This is a genomic window from Couchioplanes caeruleus, assembly GCF_003751945.1.
Lineage (GTDB): Bacteria > Actinomycetota > Actinomycetes > Mycobacteriales > Micromonosporaceae > Actinoplanes > Actinoplanes caeruleus.
Genome location: NZ_RJKL01000001.1, coordinates 7418188 through 7437174, shown reverse-complemented (window position 1 = coordinate 7437174; position 18987 = coordinate 7418188). Strand labels below are relative to the sequence as shown.

Below are 18987 nucleotides of genomic sequence, written 5' to 3'. Positions count from 1 at the left end.
CGCGATGAGGGCCGCCGAACAGTCCGCCGGGACGCCGGCCCCCCACCCGGCGATCCCTACGTGGACGCGACCGTCACGCGCCCACAGGAAACGAGCATCGGAAGCGAATCTCGAAAGCAGCGACGCGGCCTGCACCATCCGGGCCGGCCTCACGATGACGGTGACTCGTCGGCCGCCTTGCCGGCCTTCGCCCGGTCAGCGGCGGCTTTCGGCGACTTGCCGTCGTCGGCCTGCCGCGGCCGGTTGTCGGGCCGCTGCTCCTCAGGCTCCGATCCGCTCTGCCTGCCGAAGCGCGATCGGGTCCACCGGGCAACCCATACACCGGCCTCCGCGGCCGCGACGGCCGCGCGGCGAGCTCCCGCCGCGGTCCATCGCGCCGACGCCATCACCGCCCGAGGCAGCCGGTCCACCGGCACAGCGACCCGACGAGTCGAGAAACGCACGTGCACCACCGGCAACCGCAATGGCACTACCCGGCCGCCCTCGCCGCCTGCGGACACCGGCGGAGTCACCGAATCCGCGGGCCGCGGCGAATCTTCACCGACGTCTGTCGCCTGCTCACCCTGCTGCTCGTCGTCCGGACCCGGCTTCGTCACGTCCTCGTCCTTCGACCGCGACTTACCACGCCGCGATCGGCCTTCCGCACCAACGGTGGCCATCGCCTACCGCCTCCTTGAGCCATCACGTACGCCGCACCGACCAGGCGGCGACGGACACGCCGTCATCGACCCTTCATGCGGTCTTCACCGAACGTGCGTGCGCCGTTACGAAAAACGTAGTCCGTCAATGTGGCATCCGTGTATAGAACGTGATAAATGAGCAGGCGACCGACTCTCCCCTGCCGTACCGGGCGAAGCCGACGGGCGATGACGGACAGCGAGACATAGAAGAGAACCTGTCTATTGACCAATCGGTCAAGCAGATGCAAGTTTGGGTGCCGACCCGAACCGACATCTCCCCGCGAGGAACCCGATGACGTTGAACGCCACCCCGGTGATCGAGGAAGATGCGCTGATCGACGCCGACGCCGGCCAGGTCTGGAGGCTTGTCGCCGACCCGCAGGCCATGAGCCGATGGAGTCCACAGGTCTTGCGGACACGGGTGACGACCAAGGGGCCGGTCGGTGTCGGAACCCGCATGCGCAACCTCAACCGCGACGGCCTTCTTCTGTGGCCCACGCACGCTCAGGTGGTGCGCTTCGACCCCGGTGTCGAGTTCGCCATCAAGATCCGGGAGAACAAGGCCGTCTGGGCGTACCGCGTCGAGCCGGTCTCCTCGGGCACCTCACGCCTGAGGATCCGGCGCGAGGCCCCCGACGGCGTCAGCCGGGTATCCCTCCGCCTGGTGCGACTGTTCTGGCGATCCGTCCCCCGCTTCGAGTCAGACCTCCGCGAGGGCATGAAGACGACCCTCGCCCGGATCAAACGCGAATGCGAGCGTACGGCTCACCCACGCGCCTAGCTCTCCATTGCCGCGACGCGCCGGCAGCGCTTCCGGCGCAGGCCCGGCGCCGGGCCTGCGCCGGGCGGCGGCTCACATCAGGGACAGGTAGTTGTCGGGTGCGCGCCCCGGTCAGCGCGGCCGCCACGAGCGGCCACGACCACCACCGGCTGCGCGATGCCGCCGCAGCCATCCGACGGACAGGCACCCCGCGCCGGTGACGGTCAGCGCGCACGCCACCAGCCACTAGGGCCGCCCGGCGGTGAGCTCCGGCAGGAACCAGGCGAGCAGGTAGACATTCACCGCCAGCGGCGGCACGAGGACGATCGACGCGACCACGACGGCCGCGGTCCGCAGCGCGGGGTTGAATCCCACCCGGGCGCAACGGTCAATTCACTGGCTCATCCAGCTTCGGACCACCTGCACCACCACGACCGACAGACAGGCAGCGGCGGCGACGAGCAGCGCGACGCCGATGCGTTCGACGCGGACCTTGTCGCACACTCGGGGATGCTCGAGGGCAGCAAGATACATTCCGGCACACACGGCCAGGACCGCTCCGACGAGACCCATCACGACCACCGCTCCACGCTACGGATCGACGTTCTTCACCTTTGCCGGTGCAGGCGTGTCACATCTCAACCCTTCCTGTCCGGCACATGAACGGCATCGGTCACCGTCCTTTCCAGACTTGCGGGAGATCAACGCGACCGGATCCGGCGGAGAACCTTGCGAGCGGCTCGGCGGGTGGTCCGGATCGCGGCCTCCGGCAACGGCGACCCGGACCGCACCCGGTGACGGGGCAGGGTCAGGGACGGGCCACCATCCGACGTACCTGCGTAGGCGGCGAGCAACTGTCCCGCCACCGCCTCACGGCCGTACCGGGCGTGCAGCGCGGCGCGGGCGGCGGGCAGGTCCAGGTCGGCGAAGCGGTCCCGGAGTCGCCGGTACGCCGCGACGATCACGGCCGGGTCGGTGGTCGGCGCGAACACCACGCCGACGATCTCCTCCAGCCCGGCCAGCGTCTCGGCCGGCCCTTCGCTGCGGGCCACCAGAAGGGGTAGCCCGGCGGCGACCGCCTCCACCACCGTCACCCCGAAGGTCTCCCGCAGGCTGGCGTGCGCGAGCAGGTCGTGCTCGTGCAACAGGGCGGTCACCGCGCCCGGGTCGACCGGCGGCCGGCGCACGATCCGGCCGGTCAGCCCGGTCGCGGCGATCCGCGCGTCCACGGCTGCGGTGAGCGGGCCGGAGCCGACCAGGGTGAGGGTGAGCGTCGGGTCCTCCGCGGCGACCGCGGCGAACGCGTCGATCAGGGTGAGGACGCCCTTGTGCTCCATCAGCCGGCCGAGGTAGAGCCAGCGGCGGGGCGCGTTCGGAGGTCTGCGCGGCGCGAAAAGGTCGAAGTCGACGACGTTGGGCACCACGTGCAGCTTGCCGGCGTACGACGGGAAGTAGCCGGCGAGTTGGTCACGCAACGACCGGCTGACGCAGAGCAGGGCGTCGGCGCGGTCGAGCATCCGGGCGTACCGCTCGTGTGCGCCCGGCTGCGCGAAGATCCTCGTGAGGAAGGTGGCGTGTTCGGTCACCACGAGGCGGGCGTCCGGGCGGGCCAGCCGGGCGGCCACCACCCCGCCCATGATGCCGGTGTGCGCGTGCACCACGGGCGCCTCGATCCGGCCGGTGGGCAGCGCGGCCCGCAGCGCCACGGTCTGCGCGTCGCCGTACGCGAGATAGTCGCCGCCGGCCGGGGTCGGCGCCGCCACCCGGGCCACCTCGCCGGGGAAGCCGGGCGAGGCGTCGCCGACCACCACGTTGCCGCACCGGACCGCCTGCCGTTCCGCGGCGACGCCGAGAAGCTGCCCGCGCAGGCGGCCGGGCGGGTAGTACCAGCTCTGCGTGTGCAACACCGAAATCCGGCCGCAGCGCACCGCCGCGGCCGCCGCGCGCACGAACGCGCCGGCGAACGGGTCGTCGGGCGACGGATACCAGGGCGTGACGACGGCCAGATCGGCCGGGGCCGGGCGCCGGCGCGGGTCCGCCGCCGGCTCTGTCCGGGTGTCCGTTCCGTACGCGGCCGCCAACGCCTCCGGGTCACCGGTGTAGGCGAGGTCCGCGGCGGCGATCAACCGGCGGGCCTGCGCGCGGGAGCGTACGGGATGCAACCGGACGCCCGGCGCAAGCCGGACGCCGTCCCAGCCCGGGCCGGCCGGCACGGCGAGGGTGACCCGGTGGCCGTCGGCCGCGAGGCGGGCGGTGTGCCAGGCTGCGGCCCGGACGCGGCGCGGGCCGAGCGCGAGATAGGTGATGTCCATGTCCGACGGGACGATATTCACTCGGGATGGCGGCCAGATGAATGCGTCATGGCGAGTAATTGCACGTCTCGTCGGACGGCGTGCGGCGACGGAATTCGGCTCTACACTCGCGCCATCATGAAGGTGGTCATGCTCGTCGACAACGGCGTGCACGGAGATTCGCGGGTCCAGAAGACCGCACAGTCGGTGGCCGAGGTCGCCGGCCGGGAGGTCGTCCTGCTGGGGTGTTCCCCGGACGACGAAGAGCACACCTGGAAGATCGGCGCGGCGCAGGTGCGCCTGCTGCCGATCGGCGCAGCGGCCGGTGGCGGGCTGCGCCGGCGACTGGTCGAGCGCGGCGGCCTGCCGCTCGCCCTGGCCCGACTGGCGCGCCGGCCGGTGGAGTACGCGCAGGTCCGGTTCTGGCGGGCGGTGCTCGGCGACCGGGCGTGGCGCCGGCTGGAGCCCGGCTTGTGGACGTACGAGCGCGTCTTCGGCCCGGTGATCGACGAGTTGCAGCCCGATCTGATCCACGCGCACGACTTCCGGATGCTCGGCGTGGGTGCCCGGGCGAAGCTGCGCGCGGACCGCGTCGTCCGTCTGGTCTGGGACGCCCACGAGTTCCTTCCCGGCGCCCGGCCGCGCCGCGACAACATCCGCTGGCTGCCGGCCCACGTCGGCTACGAGCGCGAGTTCGTGCCGTACGCCGACGCGGTCCTCACCGTCTCCGACCTGCTCGCCGAGATGCTGCAGCGGACACACGGACTGGACCGGCGCCCCACGGTGCTGCTCAACGCGCCCGGCCGCCCGTCCGACGATCCCGTCCCCGATCTGCGGCGCCTCTGCGGCATCAGCGTGGAGACGCCGCTGCTGGTCTACAGTGGCTCGATCAGCGCTCAGCGCGGCCTGGACACCGTCGTCCGCGCGCTCGACGAGCTGCCCGGCGTGCACCTCGCGCTGGTGGTGCAGAATCCGTCCGAAATCCGGACCGGCGAGCGGGTGCACGCGGTGCCGTACGTCGCACACGATCAGGTCTCCCGGTTCCTCGCCGCCGCGGACGTCGGGGTGATCCCGATCCACCACTGGCCGAACCACGAGATCGCACTGATCACCAAGTTCTTCGAGTACTCGCACGCCCGCCTGCCGATCGTGGTCAGCGACGTGCGCACGATGGCCGAGACGGTCCGCGCCACCGGCCAGGGTGAGGTGTTCCGGGCCCGCGACGCCGCCGACCTGGCCCGTGCGGTCCGGGCCGTCCTCGCCGACCCGCGGCGCTACCGAGCCGTCTATGCGGGGCCGGACAGCCCCCTGCCCGGCTGGACCTGGGAAGCGCAGGCCGACCGCCTCGACGCCGTCTACCGGGAGCTGGCCGGATGAGCAGTCCCGATGTCACCGTCGTGGTGGCGGTCTACAACACCATGCCGTACCTGACCGAGTGCCTGACCTCGCTGGCCGAGCAGAGCATCGGCCCGGACCGGATGCGGATCGTCGCCGTCGACGACGGCTCGACCGACGGCAGCGGCGCGGAGCTGGACCGGTTCGCGCGCCGCCACCCCGGCCTCTGCACGGTCATCCACCAGGCCAACTCGGGTGGCCCGGCGGCCCCCTTCAACCGCGGTATCGAGGCCGCGACCGGCCGTTACGTCTTCTTCGTCGGCGCGGATGACCGGCTCGGCCGCCAGGCGTTGGAACGGCTGGTCGACGCGGCCGACCGCTACCACGCGGACGTCGTGCTGGGCCGGGTGGTGGGCGTCAACAGCCGGCACATCTATCAGGACATCTACGCGCGTACCGAACCGGACCTGGACCTGTTCGACTCGCCCCTGCCGCGCTCGCTGGCCAACACCAAGCTGTTCCGGCGGGAGCTGCTGGAGCGGCACGCCATCCGCTACCCGCAGGACATGCGGATCGGCAGCGACCTGCCGTTCACCCTGGCGGCCTGCTTCCACGCCCGGCGGATCTCGGTGCTGGCCGATTACGACTACTACTTCGCGGTGCGCCGGTTCAGCGCCACCAACATCACCTATCTCAGCCGGCACGTGCTGCGTGTGCAGACCGTCGAGAAGGTACTGGCCTTCGTGGCGGACCTGATCGAGCCGGGCGAGCGGCGCGATGCGATCCTGGTGCACCGCTTCGATCACGAGGTGGCCCGCCTGCTCGAGGACGATCTCCTGCGCCAGGACCGGGAGACCCAGCATCGGGTACGCGAAGGCGTCGCCGCCATGGTCGCCGCACATCTCACCGACCGGATCGCCGAACGCCTCAACGCCGAGACCCGGATCCGGCTGGCGGTGGCCCGGCACGGCGGCCTCGACGACCTGCTCGCCGTCATCCGGCAGGACGCCTCGGAGGGCGTCCCGCCGACGGTGACCCGCAACGGGCGGCGCTGTGCGGCCTATCCGGGATTCGGCCGGCTGCCGGACGAGTGTTTCGACGTCACGGGCTCGGCCGACTGGGACGCCAAGCTGAACGCCACGGCGTTCGCCTGGTCCGGCGACCATCTCGTGATCACCGCGACCGGCGGTCACGGGCCGGTGAGCGTGAGCGCCGAGGAGATCCCCGCCGAGGTAACCCGGGCCGGCGACCTGCTCCGGATCACCATCGACACGGCCGAGCTGCTGGCCCGCAGCGGGACCTGCGGTCACCGCCGGATCGTCTCGGCACAGCCCGGGCCCTTCGACCCGGCCCGGGCGCTCGGCGCCCGGATGGCGACAGGGGCCGCGGGCGCCGCCGCGGTGCGCGCCGCACGGGCCGGGATGCCGAAGCCGATCGTCCGCCGCCGCGGCGGCCGTCTGTTCGCGATCACGCCGGTCGTGGACGAGTCGGGCCGCCTGATGCTCTCGGTCGTGCCGCTCACCGCCCGGCGGATACTCGCCCGGCTACGTCGTCGTAGTGCGCCTCCAGCCGTCGCGACTGCCGGCTGAGGTCGAAGCCCTCGGTCACGTGGGCCCGGCCGTTCGCGCCGAGCCGGGCCCGCAACGCGTCGTCGGTGAGCAGCCGCCCGATGTGCGCGGCCAGCGCGGCCGAGTCGCCTTCCGCGCAGAGCAGCCCGGTCTCGAGGTGCCGGACCGCCTCCGGGATGCCACTGTGCCGGGTCGCGACCACCGGAACCCCGAGCGCGGACGCCTCCAGGATCGTCGTCGGCAGGCCCTCCGAGTCGCCGTCCGGCGCGGTCCGGGACGGCGCCGCGAAAATCCTGCTGGCGCGTACGTGCGAGAGCGCCTCCGCGTGGGGCAGCGCGCCGAGGAAGGTGGCGTCCACGCCCAGCTCCGCCGCCTGCCGCCGCAACGGCCCCTCGAGCGGCCCGGTGCCGATGATCACCGCTCGGGCCGGGGTCGCGGAGAGGGCGGTGAGCAGGTCCGCCACGCCCTTCTTGGCGACCAGGCGGCCGACGAAGGCGACGTCCCACCGCTTCGGCACGGCCGGTTCGTCGCTCGGGAGCGGGATGCCGGTGTGGTGCACGCGTACCTTCGCCGGGTCGGCGCCGCAGGCGTGCGCCCGCGTCCGGATGTGCTCGGAGACGGCCAGAATCAGCGCCGCTCGCCGGAAGGCGGTGCGCAGGTTGCGCCGGTAGCGCAGGCCGCGCAGGCCGGCCGCGGCCGGCTGGCGGGTGACGTCGTGGCCGTGCACCGTGATCACCAAAGGCACGCCGAGCCCCGCGGCCGCGCCGCTGACCAGCCAGGCGTCCCCACCGAAGTGCGCGTGCACCAGGTCGGGGCGCAGCTCGCGCAGGGCATGGTCGAGGCGCGGTGACCGCCCGGTCAGCCGCAGCCGCAGAAACGAGCGGGCGTCCGGGAAGGCGATCCGGTCGGTGTCCGCGGCGAGCGGCGAGTCGACCCGCACGGCACCGAGGTAGGCGGGGCTCCACCGGTGCAGCGCGGCGCCGTGGTCCCGGACGAAGGTCTCCGACCCGGGCAACATCGCGCTGCGCCAGATCACCACCCGCGGGTCAGCGGACATCGACGGGGTCCGCCGACCGTCGGCGGCCGAGCACGACGTCGCGGACCCTGTGGCGCAACCCCGGCGGGAGCAGCCAGATCTGCAGGAAGGTCAGGTAGTCGATGGCCCTGGGGCGGCCGTGGCCGCGAGCCTCCGCGAGAATCTCGCGGAACACCGTGCGGCTGCGGGTGGTCGCCGCCATCGAGCCGAGCACGCTCATCGTGAAGGCAGCGTACGCACGCGGCGTGAACAGTGCCCGGCTGCGGCGCAGCCACTCCAGTTGCTCCTCCCACGGCATGTGCAGGCTGATCCGGTCACGATTCTCGTCCTGGTGCCAGAGCACCAGCGGCTCGGCGGCGAAGTACAGCTCGGTTCCCGGCTGCTGCAGCGCCCGCAGGGTCCAGTCCAACTCCTGCTGCCGGCGCAGGCCGACGGTGAACGGCACCCGCCGGAACAGCTCGGTCGGCGCCATGATCGTGGAGGTCTGGATGAAGCCGTCGCCGTAGAAGAGCCCGCGCCGCACGGTGAGGTACTCGCTCAGCGGCTCACCCGGCACGGGCAGCCGGCGTGGCATGACGGAATCCGCGCGCGGTGTCCGGTTGATCAGCCGGCTGGCCACAATCGGTGTGCGCACCGAGGCGGTAGCCGCCAGAGCCAACTGGGTCGCCACCTTCTCCGGCAGCCACTCGTCGTCATCGTCCAGGTACGCCGTCCAGCTTCCGGTGGCCGCACGCGCACCGACGTTCCGGGCGTTCGGGGCGCCGCCCTTCTCGGCCAGCACCATGACCCGCAACCGGGCGTCCGAGACGGCCGCGAGCGCGTCGCGGGTGTCGTCGTCGGGGCCGTCCACGACGACGATGACTTCCAGGGCCGGATGGGTCTGCGCGAGCGCACTCCGTACGGCCCGGATGACGAGATCGGGACGAAAACGCGTGGGAATGACGACGGTTACGTCCGGCACGGCTGGCATTCGCGCAAGCTACGAGCCTCAGGCTGCCGCGAGGTTAATCAGGCATGGTGCTCCGGCAATCGCTGGGCGTCGATGCGGGGTGCTGGAAGCCGCTAGACCTTCCGGGTTCCTCGACCGTCGAGCGCAGGGCCGCCGCGCGCCTCCCGGCATGACAGTGCGTGCGCCCGTGAGAGAGTTGCTGTCATGACAGCAGCAGTGACGCCGGGCCGCGAGGTTGTGCTCGAGACGGATCGCCTGCTGCTCAGACCTTGGCGGGTAGCCGAGGCTGTGATCCAGCGCGAGCTGTGGACCGAACGTGATCCCCGAGTGCCGCCGCACCGCCGAATCGACGCAGATGGACACCCCACGGTCGCGGAGCTCGAGGATTCGATCCGCACCGACCACCCATCGTCGATCGGGCTGCTCGCGGTCGAGCGGAAGGCCGCTCGTGACGTCATCGGCTACTGCGGGCTGATCGACGGCGGACGAGAATCGCCACGGGAACCGGAGCTGGCGTTCGAGCTGCTACGCCGATCCTGGCGTCAGGGATACGCGACCGAGGCCTCGTGGGCGGTTCTGGACTGGGCGAGATTGTCCGGGTATGAACGTTTGTGGGCCACGGTCTGGGATTGGAACACCGCTTCTCGTCGTGTGCTGACCAAGGTCCGGTTCACCGAGACCGAGCGGAAGGAAGTGGATCCGACACATGGGACCACCCTGCTCCTCACGAGACGGCTCTGACACGACCGATGTTCGGCCTTGAGGCGGCGCCGAGCCGCCGTCCCCGGAATCGACCGCTCAGCTCCGGCAGATCCTCGACAGACGACAACCAGACGAATCCGTAGTGGACCGGCACTCGTCGTCAAAGAGGACGCTCACCACGACATCATGCCTCGAGCCGGCCGCACGGTGGCGGCACACATTATCCAGTGGGGTCCGTATTCGCCGTGACGGCGGCGAAGAAGTCCTCCATGGCGGTGCCGACCGTCGCCAGGACCTCAGCGTATCGGCGCACCGGCCCCGGCACCCGCAGACTGTGATCGGCATCGGCTATCTGCAGCACCTGCTTGCCGGTCGCCTCGGCGGCCTGCGGCATCCAGAACCGGTCGTCTGTACCCCCGATGAGCAGTTGCGGTGCCCGGTTCGCGGTGATCGCCTCCACCACGCTGTCGTCGGTGAGTATCGGCGTCAGCCAGATTGCTGGCAGCTCCTCGTCCGCGGCTAAGGCGGCGGCATGGCTCCCCAGCGATTTGGCGATCAGTACCGGACGACCGTGGGGTGCCGCCGTCCGAGCGCGGTGCAACGCAGCAGCGACGTGGACCCGCACGAACGGCTCCGGACCCACCTCCAACAGTCCGTCGGGCACGCTCCACTCGACCGGCTCGACCGCGTCCCGACGTGCCGTCAGGACAGCGTCTGCAAGGTCGAACAGCGGACCTTGGGTGGTGTAGCCCCCACCGGGCACGAGAACCGCCGTGATCATCGCGCTAGGGTAACCGCCAGCTAGTCCCCCGATACATCAGTGATCGGCCGGTCGGCCCGATGCGGATCACGCCAACCGGAAGTCGGCGAAGTCGAAGCCCGGCGACACCACGCAGCTCACCAGCACCGGCTCGTCTCCGGCAGGATGGGCGCTCTGCCACACCCCCGCGGGAACGAGGGCTTGCGGGCTCGCCGCGTCCACCCGGACGACCTCGCCGGGCTCGGTCGGAACCGCTCCGGAGCCACCGAGACGCAACTCGAGCGCGCCGGAGTGGAGAAGCCACAGCTCGTCGGAGCGTACGACGTGCCAGGCCGACGACTCGCCCGGCTGGAGCAGGAAGTAGATCGCGGTAGCGGCGGCACGGGGACCGGGATACCCGGCGGGCTGGAACTCCACCGAGGAGCGGAAGGTTTCGCGGTACCACCCACCCTCGGGATGAGCATGGAGGTCCATGGCCTCGGCAAGCGGCGGACGAGTCGACATAAGTCCCATCCTCGACCAGCGAGGCAACCCGTCAAGGACGCCAGCCCGTCTCTCGGCCTCACTCAGCGGGCAGGCCGGACTGCCATCTTGCCCATGAAGCCGAAACCGCGGGAAGCCAGCTACGGCAGCTTCCTGCGGTCCGCGTTGACAAGTCTGTCACTCCCGGCAGCCACGCGGGCGCCTGGGAAAGACCACCTGGAACCCGGCGACTTCGAGAGGCTGACGCCACGCTTCGGCGAACTGTTGAGCCGTCCGTCATAGCCGAACCGCCTGAGTTCTCCGCCGCCGATGCAGGCGATACGCACGGTGAATTCGTCCCCGCGCCCTCGAAGAGAGGCGTCTCGGCCCCGCCCGTACCGCTCTAATCGCCCGTGGATTCGACCTCGACGCGGTTGCGGCCGGCGCTCTTCGCCCGGTAGAGCGCAGCGTCGGCGCGGGACAGGACGGCGTTGATGTCGGGGTCGTCGGCGTGCAGACGGGCGGTGCCGACGCTGATGGTCACGGACAGCGGTCCGATGCGCGTGTCGACGGGCGCGTCGGCGATCGCCGCGCGCAGCCGTTCGGCGAGTGCGGTGGAAGCCGGGTGCGCGTCGGGCATGATGAGGGCGAACTCCTCGCCGCCGTAACGGCCGAGAATGTCAGTGTCTCGGATGGTGCGGCCCAGGCGGTGCGCGACGCCTCGGATGACGTCGTCGCCGACTAGGTGGCCGTGGGTGTCGTTGACCCTCTTGAAGTGATCAATATCGATCATCACGGCGGTGAGCGGCCGACCGTGCCGGCGGGCGGCGGCGAGATCGCGCTTGGCGAGGTCGAAGAAGTGACGGCGGTTCGGGACCGCGGTGAGCTCGTCGTGGATCGCCAGCTCCCTGACCTGGGTGAAGAGGCGGGCCTTCTCGTAGGCGATGACGCCCTGACCGACCAGGGCGACGGCCATCTCCAGGTCGGCCTCCTGGTAGACGGCGGTTCCGGTCGCCGCGAGCACCAGGGTCCCGAGGCGCTCGGTGCCCGCGACGACGGGGAGCACGGCCCACGACGCGGCGCCGTCGAGCAGACCCTCCAGGGCGGCCGGTCGCGTCGCGGCGGTTCCGGCCATCGGCCGATCGGCGGCGAGCAGAGCGGTCGGCAGAGCAGCCTGAGGCGTGATCGGCGCCGAACCCGGCGCGGCCAGGACGGTACGGTCCGGGCCATCGCCGGTCACCAGCCACGCCCGCTCCCCCGGCAGGACCCGGACGGCGGCTTCGAGCAGGCGTTCCAGGACCTCCCGCGGGTCGAGGGTGCCGCCCATCAGCGTCAGGGCTCCGTGCAGCGCTTCGGCGACATCGCGTTGCTGCCGGGCGGTCTGCGCGGCGACCTCCAACTGGACCATGCGGGTCGTCTCCAGGGAGACCGCGATGTGGTTGGTGATGGCCACGAGGACACCGACATCGTCCATCGTGAAGACGCCCTTGGCGACCCGGCTGTCCAGGTAGACCACGCCGAGCAGGCGGCCCTCCAGCCGCAGCGGAGCGGCCATGATGCTGCGCAGTCCGTGCACGACGACGCTCTCGGACCCCAGGGCGACGCCCTCCTCGGTCCCGGTCATCACCATTGCCTCACCGGTGTGCCGAACCCGCTCGACCAGGGTGGAGCTGTAGCCGGTCAGCTCGTCGATGTCGTGGCCTGCCGCGTCGCGGCCGAGATGCGCGACGAGCCCGTCGCCGGTGCCGCCGTGGTCGTCGGAGTCCGGGCCTGCGGCGCCGTGCAGGAAGTCGGCACCCTCGGGGAGGAACAGGATCGCGCGATCCGCGGCGAGGATCCGGATGGTCTCGTCCAGCGCGATCCGCGCCAGGCGGCCCGGGTCCAGGACCCGGGAGGCCGCCATGCTCACCTGTTCGATGGCGTGCAGGCGCTGACGGTGGCCGTCCGAGGCCGTGACGTCGACGCTGGACCGGTAGCCCCGGGTGCCGGCCGCCCGGTGAGCCGGCATCGCGAACTCCGCCTCGATCCAGCGCGCCCGGTGCGGCCACTGCTGCTCCTCCGTCAGCGTCAACGCGTTCGCGGCCTGCAACCGGGCCTGCTCGGCGTATCCGAGGTCGCGCAACGCCCGGGTGCGCACCCGGGCTGCCTCGTATGTCACGAGAGGCGCGTCCACCTTGCGCAGCAACGGGTCCAGCCCGGCCAGATGGTCCAGGGCTCCGGCACTGTCACCCTCGAGCTGCCGGAGATCGGCTTCCGCGATCGCGAGATGCGCCTTCAGCAGCGGCCGGTTGGCCACCGACCGCAGGCGGATGACGGCGTCGCGTGCCGCGGTCAGCCGCTCCGGGCGCTCGGACGCGCCCGCCCGCCGGCACTGGGACAGCCGACCGTACGCCTGGTAGATGTAGAACGCACGTTGCGGCGGCAGAAGTGCCGCCGACTTCACGCCGAGGGTGGCGAACTCGGCCAGAACGGTGTCGAACGGAGCCCCGAGGTCGTCCAGTTCCAGGGCGGCATGGGCGGCAGCGGTGAGGAAACCGACCCGCATCCCGACGCTCGCGTGCGCGGCCGACGCCTCGTTCACGGCACGGAGGCCGGTCGCGGCCGCACCGGCGCGGCCCAGCATGGCCGGGATCGCGGTTTCGGCCATGGCCAGCGACGTATTGCCGGCCTGCCCTCTGGCCTCCAGGTGCGCCCGGGCACGCTGTTGCCAGTGCAGGGCCTCGCGGGTGTCGCCTTCGATGACCGCGCCCCAGCAGATGGCGGCGACGGCGTCGCAGTAGGTACCGATCTCCAGCCAGCGCCCGTGCTCCTCGATGACGGGGATCCAGACGGCGCCGGCGCCACTGCCGCTGAAGTATTCGGCGGCGCTGATCTCCCAGGCGATCTGCGCCACCAGCCCCGGATCCGCCAGCCGATCGGCGGTACGGGCGGCGCGGGCGTAACCCCTCGCGGCACGCCTGCGGAGCCCGAGCATGCGGTCGATGAAGGCCAGCGACGCGTGCTGCCTCGCGTACTCCGCGGAGAAGCCGACGCGGTTGGCGTGGTACAGCGCCCGCATGTTGTGCACCACGGCCTCGTAGGGTCGCTGGCCGATGACCGCCGAGTGCGCCGCCACACGATGCAGTTCCGTGCGGAGGCGGTACCAGTCGCGACGCTCGGCGGATGCGGTGCCGAAACCGATCCTGGTGACGCCGATCAGCACTGCGCCGGCGTACAGCGCAAGCGTGGAGAGGAACAGCAGCACCCGGTTGCGCGGGAGCGGCCGGCCGAGTTCGGCCGTCGCCTGCTCGACCGCGGCGATCGACGCATTCGTGTTCCAGGTACTGCGGTGGACTAGCGCGAGCTGCCAGAGGATCGTCGCTCGTACCAGTGGCACCCGGGCGGCCCGCAACGCCTGCTCCAGCGAGTCGCAGGCGTCGGCGAAGCGACCGGTCTGGTGCTGCGCGATGCCGAGTGTGTGGAGGAACTCCGCGTCCGGGTCGGCGGCCGCCTCGGCCGCCTGGTGCAGCAGCGCGAGTGCCGCGGCGGGGGTGTGGCCTGCCAACGCCAGCCGGCCGGCCGCGTAGCAGGTCTCGAAGACCCGCTTTGGTGTCCGCTCCTTCTCCCCGTGCGCGTAGTGGTGCGCCAGGGCGTACACGTGGCGCTCGCCGCCGGGATCCGATGCGTCGAGGGTCTCGGCGATGCGCTGGTGCAGGCCGCGTAGCCGGTCCCCGTCCACGTCCTTGAGCAGCGCCTCCCGGATGCGGTCGTGCAGGAAGACGTACTCGTCACCGTCGTGCTCGACCAAGTGCCGGCCGGCCGCGTCCACGAGGATCGCCTCGGCCGCCCGGTGGTCGACGCCGGACACCTCGGCCACGAGATCCGTCCGGAAGCGGCTGCCGGACACGGCCGCGGCGGTCAGCAGCGCCCGGCTGCGCACGCCGAGCCCTTCGATCCGGGTGAGAACCAGCTCCAGCGCTCCGCGGGGCAGCGCCAGGCCGTCCAGGCCCGCTGTGTCCAAGAGCCAGGTGCCCCAGTACGGACGCAGCAGACCGGCGTCGATCACGGCCCGGACGTACTCGACCAGCGTGAAAGGGTTGCCTTCGCTGCGCTCGCTGAGCCGGCTGACCAGCTCCGCGTCGAGCTCGCCGCCGGGCAGGTGGGCCGCGACGAGTGCCGCCATGCCGGCGGTGTCGAGTGGGCCCAGCGGCAAGTGCAGGTCGATGGATGCGCCGAGCGCGGCCCGGCAGCTCTCCACACCGGGCCGGCTTGCGGCGTCGTCGCGCGCGGTACCCACCACCATGAGCGGCGTATCGGCGAGGTCGGCGGTGAGCTGGCGCAGCACCCGCAGGGTCGCGCCGTCGAGCCATTGCACGTCGTCGAGCTGCAGCAGGAGTCCGCCGCCGGCCCGGGCCAAGCCGACGAGGAAGCCGGCGACGGCGGTGGCGAACTGGTCACCGCGGTCCTCCTCGGCCAGGTCGGGAGCCTCGAGTACGGCCGCGACCGCGGGCGACAACGCCCGCAGCAGCGGCGCGGCGGAACCGGCCGCCGACCGCAGCCCGCGTACCGCGGCGCCACGCGCCGGTTCCGGGAGCCGCTGCAGGTCACGAACGTACTGGTCGACGGCGGCGCGGAGCGCGGCCATCGGCACCGGGTTGTCCGTCGAGCCCTTTCCGAACAGCACCGGATGACCGCCGGCGCGGACCGAGGCGGCCAGCTCCCGTACGAGGCGGCTCTTTCCGACACCGGGTGCGCCCTGGACCACCGCGACGCCACCGCGGCCTTCGACCGCGCGGCGCCATCGCGCCGTCAGCTCGGCCAGCTCACGCGCACGGCCGCTGAGACTGGTGTCGCCTCGGTCGTCGGATGAGTCCTCCGCGCCCGGCGTGAACACCGCCGGGTCGGGGTCGCTCCGCAACCGGTGCAGATCCGCGAGTAGTCCCTGCGCCGTCTGATACCGATCGTCCGGATCCTTCGCCAGCAGCTTCTCCACGACCGCCACCAACGCCCTCGACACACCCGGGCACAGCCGCCGCAGATCAGGTGGCGGGCTCACCGCGTGCATGCGTAGCAGGTCGCCGACGTCCGGCGAGGCGAACGGCAACACGCCGGCCAGGCACTGGAACACCACGACGCCCAGCGAGTACAGGTCCGAACGCCCGTCGACAGGCCGCTTGAGCATGCCCGTTTGTTCCGGCGAGCTGTAGGCGAGCGTGCCCGCTGTGACCCCGTCATGGTCGCTCGCGACCCAGGCCGCCAGCCCGAAGTCGATGACCTTCGCCTCGCCGTCCGGCAGCACCATGATGTTCTGCGGCTTCACGTCACGGTGCACGAGCCCGACCCGGTGGGCCGCGGCGAGCGCACCCGCGACGTCGATGCCGAGCTCGACCACGCGTCGGTCCGGCAGCGGGCCTTCGCGCGTCAGTGCGGTCAGCTCGGTTCCCTCGACGAGATCCATGAGCAGGTACGGCCGGCCATACGTCTGACCGACCTCGTGGATGCGGGTCAGACCGGGGTGGTCGATGGACGCGAGGATCGCCGCCTCCCGCCGGAACGCCACCAGGGTGGCATCGTCGACGACGACCCCGGGTTGGAGCTGCTTCAGCGCGTACTCGATCCCCGCGCGGCGGACCCGATGGACCACCGTCTGAGCCCCGCGGCTGAGCTCCTTGATCACCTCGACGTCGGCAAGATCGCGACCCGCCTCGGCCGTGCCGGAGGCGCTACGCGACAACACGCGAACCGGTTCGCGCCGCGGAGTCGAGGAACCCACAACTGACCCATCGGCCGGTTACGCGCCGATTGAAGGATCGGACGCCAGCGGGCACGCCGGACTCTGACAGCGGTGGTGGGTGCCTGACGACGTGTCCGACCCGGGCTCAGTCCCCCGGCAGCAGCCCCGCGTCCCGGGCGACGAGCGCGGCCTGCACCCGGTTGGCGCAGCCGAGCTTGATGAGGATGTGCCGTACGTGCGTCTTGACCGTGCCCTCGCCGAGGTAGAGCCGCTCGGCGGCTTCGGCATTGGACAGTCCGAGGCCGATCATCTCCAGCACGTCCCGCTCACGGGTAGTGAGCAGTCCCACCACCCGCCGGGCCTCCGCCGCCCGGCCCGCACCGGCCGTCACATACCGGTCGACCAGCCCCCGGACGACCCGGGGCGAGAGGATCGCATGCCCGTTCGCGGCGGCCCGGACGGCGTGGATGAGATCCTGCGGCCCGGTGTCCTTGAGCACGAAACCGGCGGCGCCCGTGGCCAGCGCCCGCGCCACGTACTCGTCCTCTCCGAAGGTCGTCAGCATCACGACCCGGATCGCCGGCGCACGGACCGCCAACTGCTCCGCCGCGGTCAGGCCATCCATTCCCGGCATGCGCACATCCATCAGGACCACGTCGGCCGCCAACCCGACCGCGAGCTCGAGCGCCTCGGCGCCGTCCCCGGCCTCCCCGACGACTTCGACGTCGCCGGCATGCGACAACACCATGCGCAGGCCGGCCCGCACCAGCGCCTCGTCGTCGGCGACCAATACCCGTACCGGGCCGGTGGCATCGGTCACTTCGGTTCCTGATTCCCGGTGCGGACCGGGAACTCGTCCATGGCAACGAGCCGGTCGACGCGGAAGCAGTACCGGACGATCACCTCGTTCTCCCCACCGTCCCAATCCAGGGAGTAGAGGCAGGTGGAATCGGCTGGTAAGCGTGTCTCCACCGCCTTGGCGGCCAGGCGGGTGAGCGGATCATCTTCACCCACGATGGTCGTGACGTCCGCCTGGGTCATGCCGATCCGGATGGACCCGGCCGGCGGATCTTCGTAGGGATCGGTCCCCGGCACGATGAACGACGCGCCGTTGAGCACGGCGGACACCAGGGCCGGGATGCCGACCAGGCTCACGGTGAGAACGACGGCGATTCCGCGACGGTCGTCCACCCCACGCCGGTGCGCGCCGCTTCCCCGCCTGGTCGCCACGGGCGTCGGGCCGGCCGCCACGGGCCGCTCCGGCAAGCCTTCCGGGGTGGTCGGGTCGGCCAGCGGTAGCTCGGCCGACACCCGGAAGCCGCCGCCCGCGGTGGCGCCGGCGGAGAAGACCCCGCCGAGGAGCCGCACTCGTTCCTGCACACCGACCAGGCCCAGCCCGGTACCCGCGGAGCACGGCGCTGTCCCCCGTAGCACGGGCGGGCCGCTGGAGACCTCGATCCGGACCCGGCCCGGGCGCCGCTCGACGACCACCGCCGCCTCCGCGCCGGGAGCGTGGCGGTGCATGTTGGTGAGGCACTCCCGCACGAGCCGGTGCGCGGCGCTGCGGGCCGGCAACGGAGCATCGGCGAGGTCATCCCCGTGCCAGGCCAACGCCACGGGTACGCCCGCCGAGCGGGACTCCGCCACCAGCAGGGCCAGGTCCGTCTTCGTGCCGGTCTGCGCCAACGGCTGCATCAGCGGCTCGCCAGGGTCGGCCGAGCGCAGCATGCCGAGCGTCGAGCGGAGCTCCTGCATCGCGGCGTGTACGGTGCCACGAATCAACCGGGCCTCGTCGAGCCCCGCCGGCGTCCTCGCCGTATGCTCGCGCCCCGCCTTCTCGGGCTTGCCTTCGTGGCCCCCGTAGGTCTCGCTCCCGGCGGTCTCGGTGCCTGTCGTGGCGAGTTCCAGCGCGCCGGCGTACAGCGAGATGAGGCTGAGCCGGTGGCCGAGCTGATCGTGCATCTCCTGGGCGATGCGGGACCGTTCCTGCAGCCGGGCGGCCGAATGCGCGAGCCGGTAGTTGTCCTCCAGATAATGCGCCCGCTCGCGGAGTGCCGCGACGAGCCGGTCCGCCTTGCCGAGCAGCACCTGCACCCCGAACGGCAGACCGACGCAGATGAGTAGCGCCACGGCATGACCGGCGAGCACGATGGTCCAGCCGTATTGGGCGCAGGCAACGGCGACGGCGAGGTCGACCAGGACGGCCAGTGCGACCGAGATCCGCAGCCGGCGTTCCGGTCGGACATGCCCGGCGGCGCGGAAGGCCGTCAACGCCAGCAGCGCGCCGGCCGCGGGCCAGAGAGCGAAGAAGGCGGCAGCGCCGACAAGGGCCGTGGCCGGAAACCTCAGCCGGACAAGCGCGAGGACAACCGTGCCGCCGATCAGCGCCAGGACCCAGGTCGAGCCGGACTCACAGTCGAAGTAGGCCCACGTCGGGTCGAACGACAACCGGTCGACACCCCAACTGACCACGGCGACGAGCACGGCCAGGCCGAGCTGCCGCATCACCCGCCTGCCGCGTCGCGCTGTGGTCACCCGAGCTTGTGTCACGCCCGAGAGTACGAGGCGGGCGGAACCACGGTTCACCGCGAGCGAGCCGATCAGCGACGATCCGGGCCGGCACGGCGCACCCTGCCGTGGGCGACGGAAGGCGCCCGATCCCGCCGGTCCTTGCTGGCCGGCGGGATCGGGCGCCCTGTCGGAACGCTGCATGGTATGGCCGCGGGTCCGG

The 18987-nt window shown here is 71.8% G+C and carries 15 protein-coding genes; 4 read left to right on the top strand and 11 right to left on the bottom strand.

Going from position 1 to position 18987, the window contains the following annotated elements:
• Positions 1-149 precede the first annotated feature (149 nt).
• Positions 150-596, bottom strand: coding sequence for a hypothetical protein (locus EDD30_RS33570; protein WP_143163075.1), 447 nt, complete (start codon positions 594-596; stop codon positions 150-152).
• Between the two features lie 376 nt (positions 597-972).
• On the opposite strand from EDD30_RS33570, the gene EDD30_RS33565 reads away from it, so the two are divergent.
• A complete protein-coding gene (locus tag EDD30_RS33565) occupies positions 973-1461 on the top strand; it encodes an SRPBCC family protein (RefSeq protein ID WP_071810161.1) in 489 nt (162 codons plus the stop codon).
• 225 nt (positions 1462-1686) lie between these two features.
• Here EDD30_RS33565 and EDD30_RS41660 read toward each other — a convergent pair whose 3' ends face one another.
• The 3 genes from EDD30_RS41660 to EDD30_RS33550 form a co-directional block, all read right to left on the bottom strand.
• Positions 1687-1815, bottom strand: a complete 129-nt coding sequence (locus EDD30_RS41660) for a hypothetical protein (protein WP_280526188.1) — start codon at positions 1813-1815, stop codon at positions 1687-1689.
• A gap of 18 nt (positions 1816-1833) precedes the next feature.
• Positions 1834-2013 (bottom strand): hypothetical protein, encoded by a 180-nt coding sequence (locus tag EDD30_RS33555; protein ID WP_143163076.1) that lies wholly within the window; start codon positions 2011-2013, stop codon positions 1834-1836.
• 128 nt (positions 2014-2141) lie between these two features.
• Positions 2142-3752 carry a glycosyltransferase family 4 protein gene (locus EDD30_RS33550; protein ID WP_071810163.1) on the bottom strand — a complete coding sequence of 537 codons (1611 nt, stop codon included), beginning with the start codon at positions 3750-3752 and terminating at the stop codon, positions 2142-2144.
• Positions 3753-3869: 117 nt separating this feature from the next.
• Here EDD30_RS33550 and EDD30_RS33545 point away from each other — a divergent pair, with 117 nt between their 5' ends.
• Together EDD30_RS33545 and EDD30_RS33540 are read left to right on the top strand one after the other, a co-directional pair.
• Positions 3870-5108 carry a glycosyltransferase family 4 protein gene (locus tag EDD30_RS33545; protein WP_071810164.1) on the top strand — a complete coding sequence of 413 codons (1239 nt, stop codon included), beginning with the start codon at positions 3870-3872 and terminating at the stop codon, positions 5106-5108.
• Entirely contained in the window at positions 5105-6655 is a 1551-nt protein-coding gene (locus EDD30_RS33540; RefSeq protein ID WP_071810165.1) for a glycosyltransferase family 2 protein, read from the top strand. The genes EDD30_RS33545 and EDD30_RS33540 overlap by 4 nt, the downstream gene beginning before the upstream one ends.
• Here EDD30_RS33540 and EDD30_RS33535 read toward each other — a convergent pair.
• A complete protein-coding gene (locus EDD30_RS33535; protein ID WP_071810166.1) occupies positions 6585-7691 on the bottom strand; it encodes a glycosyltransferase in 1107 nt (368 codons plus the stop codon). The genes EDD30_RS33540 and EDD30_RS33535 overlap by 71 nt on opposite strands.
• Positions 7681-8640: a glycosyltransferase family 2 protein gene (locus tag EDD30_RS33530; protein ID WP_071810167.1), complete on the bottom strand. Its 960-nt coding sequence runs from the start codon at positions 8638-8640 to the stop codon at positions 7681-7683. The genes EDD30_RS33535 and EDD30_RS33530 overlap by 11 nt, the downstream gene beginning before the upstream one ends.
• Positions 8641-8835: 195 nt before the next feature.
• Here EDD30_RS33530 and EDD30_RS33525 point away from each other — a divergent pair, with 195 nt between their 5' ends.
• Positions 8836-9360: a GNAT family N-acetyltransferase gene (locus tag EDD30_RS33525; RefSeq protein ID WP_211278080.1), complete on the top strand. Its 525-nt coding sequence runs from the start codon at positions 8836-8838 to the stop codon at positions 9358-9360.
• A 181-nt stretch (positions 9361-9541) separates the two neighbouring features.
• Here the strand turns inward: EDD30_RS33525 and EDD30_RS33520 are convergent, their stop codons facing one another.
• The 5 genes from EDD30_RS33520 to EDD30_RS33500 all read right to left on the bottom strand — a co-directional run bounded on the left by EDD30_RS33520 (position 9542) and on the right by EDD30_RS33500 (position 18791).
• The gene (locus EDD30_RS33520) at positions 9542-10102 is read right to left on the bottom strand and encodes an alpha/beta hydrolase (protein ID WP_071810169.1); all 561 of its coding nucleotides are present in this window, start codon (positions 10100-10102) and stop codon (positions 9542-9544) included.
• Between the two features lie 66 nt (positions 10103-10168).
• Positions 10169-10585 carry a cupin domain-containing protein gene (locus EDD30_RS33515; RefSeq protein ID WP_071810170.1) on the bottom strand — a complete coding sequence of 139 codons (417 nt, stop codon included), beginning with the start codon at positions 10583-10585 and terminating at the stop codon, positions 10169-10171.
• A 361-nt stretch (positions 10586-10946) separates the two neighbouring features.
• Positions 10947-16259, bottom strand: coding sequence for a diguanylate cyclase (locus EDD30_RS33510; protein WP_170047734.1), 5313 nt, complete (start codon positions 16257-16259; stop codon positions 10947-10949).
• A gap of 142 nt (positions 16260-16401) precedes the next feature.
• Positions 16402-17076, bottom strand: a complete 675-nt coding sequence (locus tag EDD30_RS33505; protein WP_071810172.1) for a response regulator — start codon at positions 17074-17076, stop codon at positions 16402-16404.
• The gene (locus EDD30_RS33500) at positions 17073-18791 is read right to left on the bottom strand and encodes a sensor histidine kinase (RefSeq protein ID WP_170047736.1); all 1719 of its coding nucleotides are present in this window, start codon (positions 18789-18791) and stop codon (positions 17073-17075) included. Before EDD30_RS33500 ends, EDD30_RS33505 begins: the two co-directional genes overlap by 4 nt.
• Positions 18792-18987: the final 196 nt, after the last annotated feature.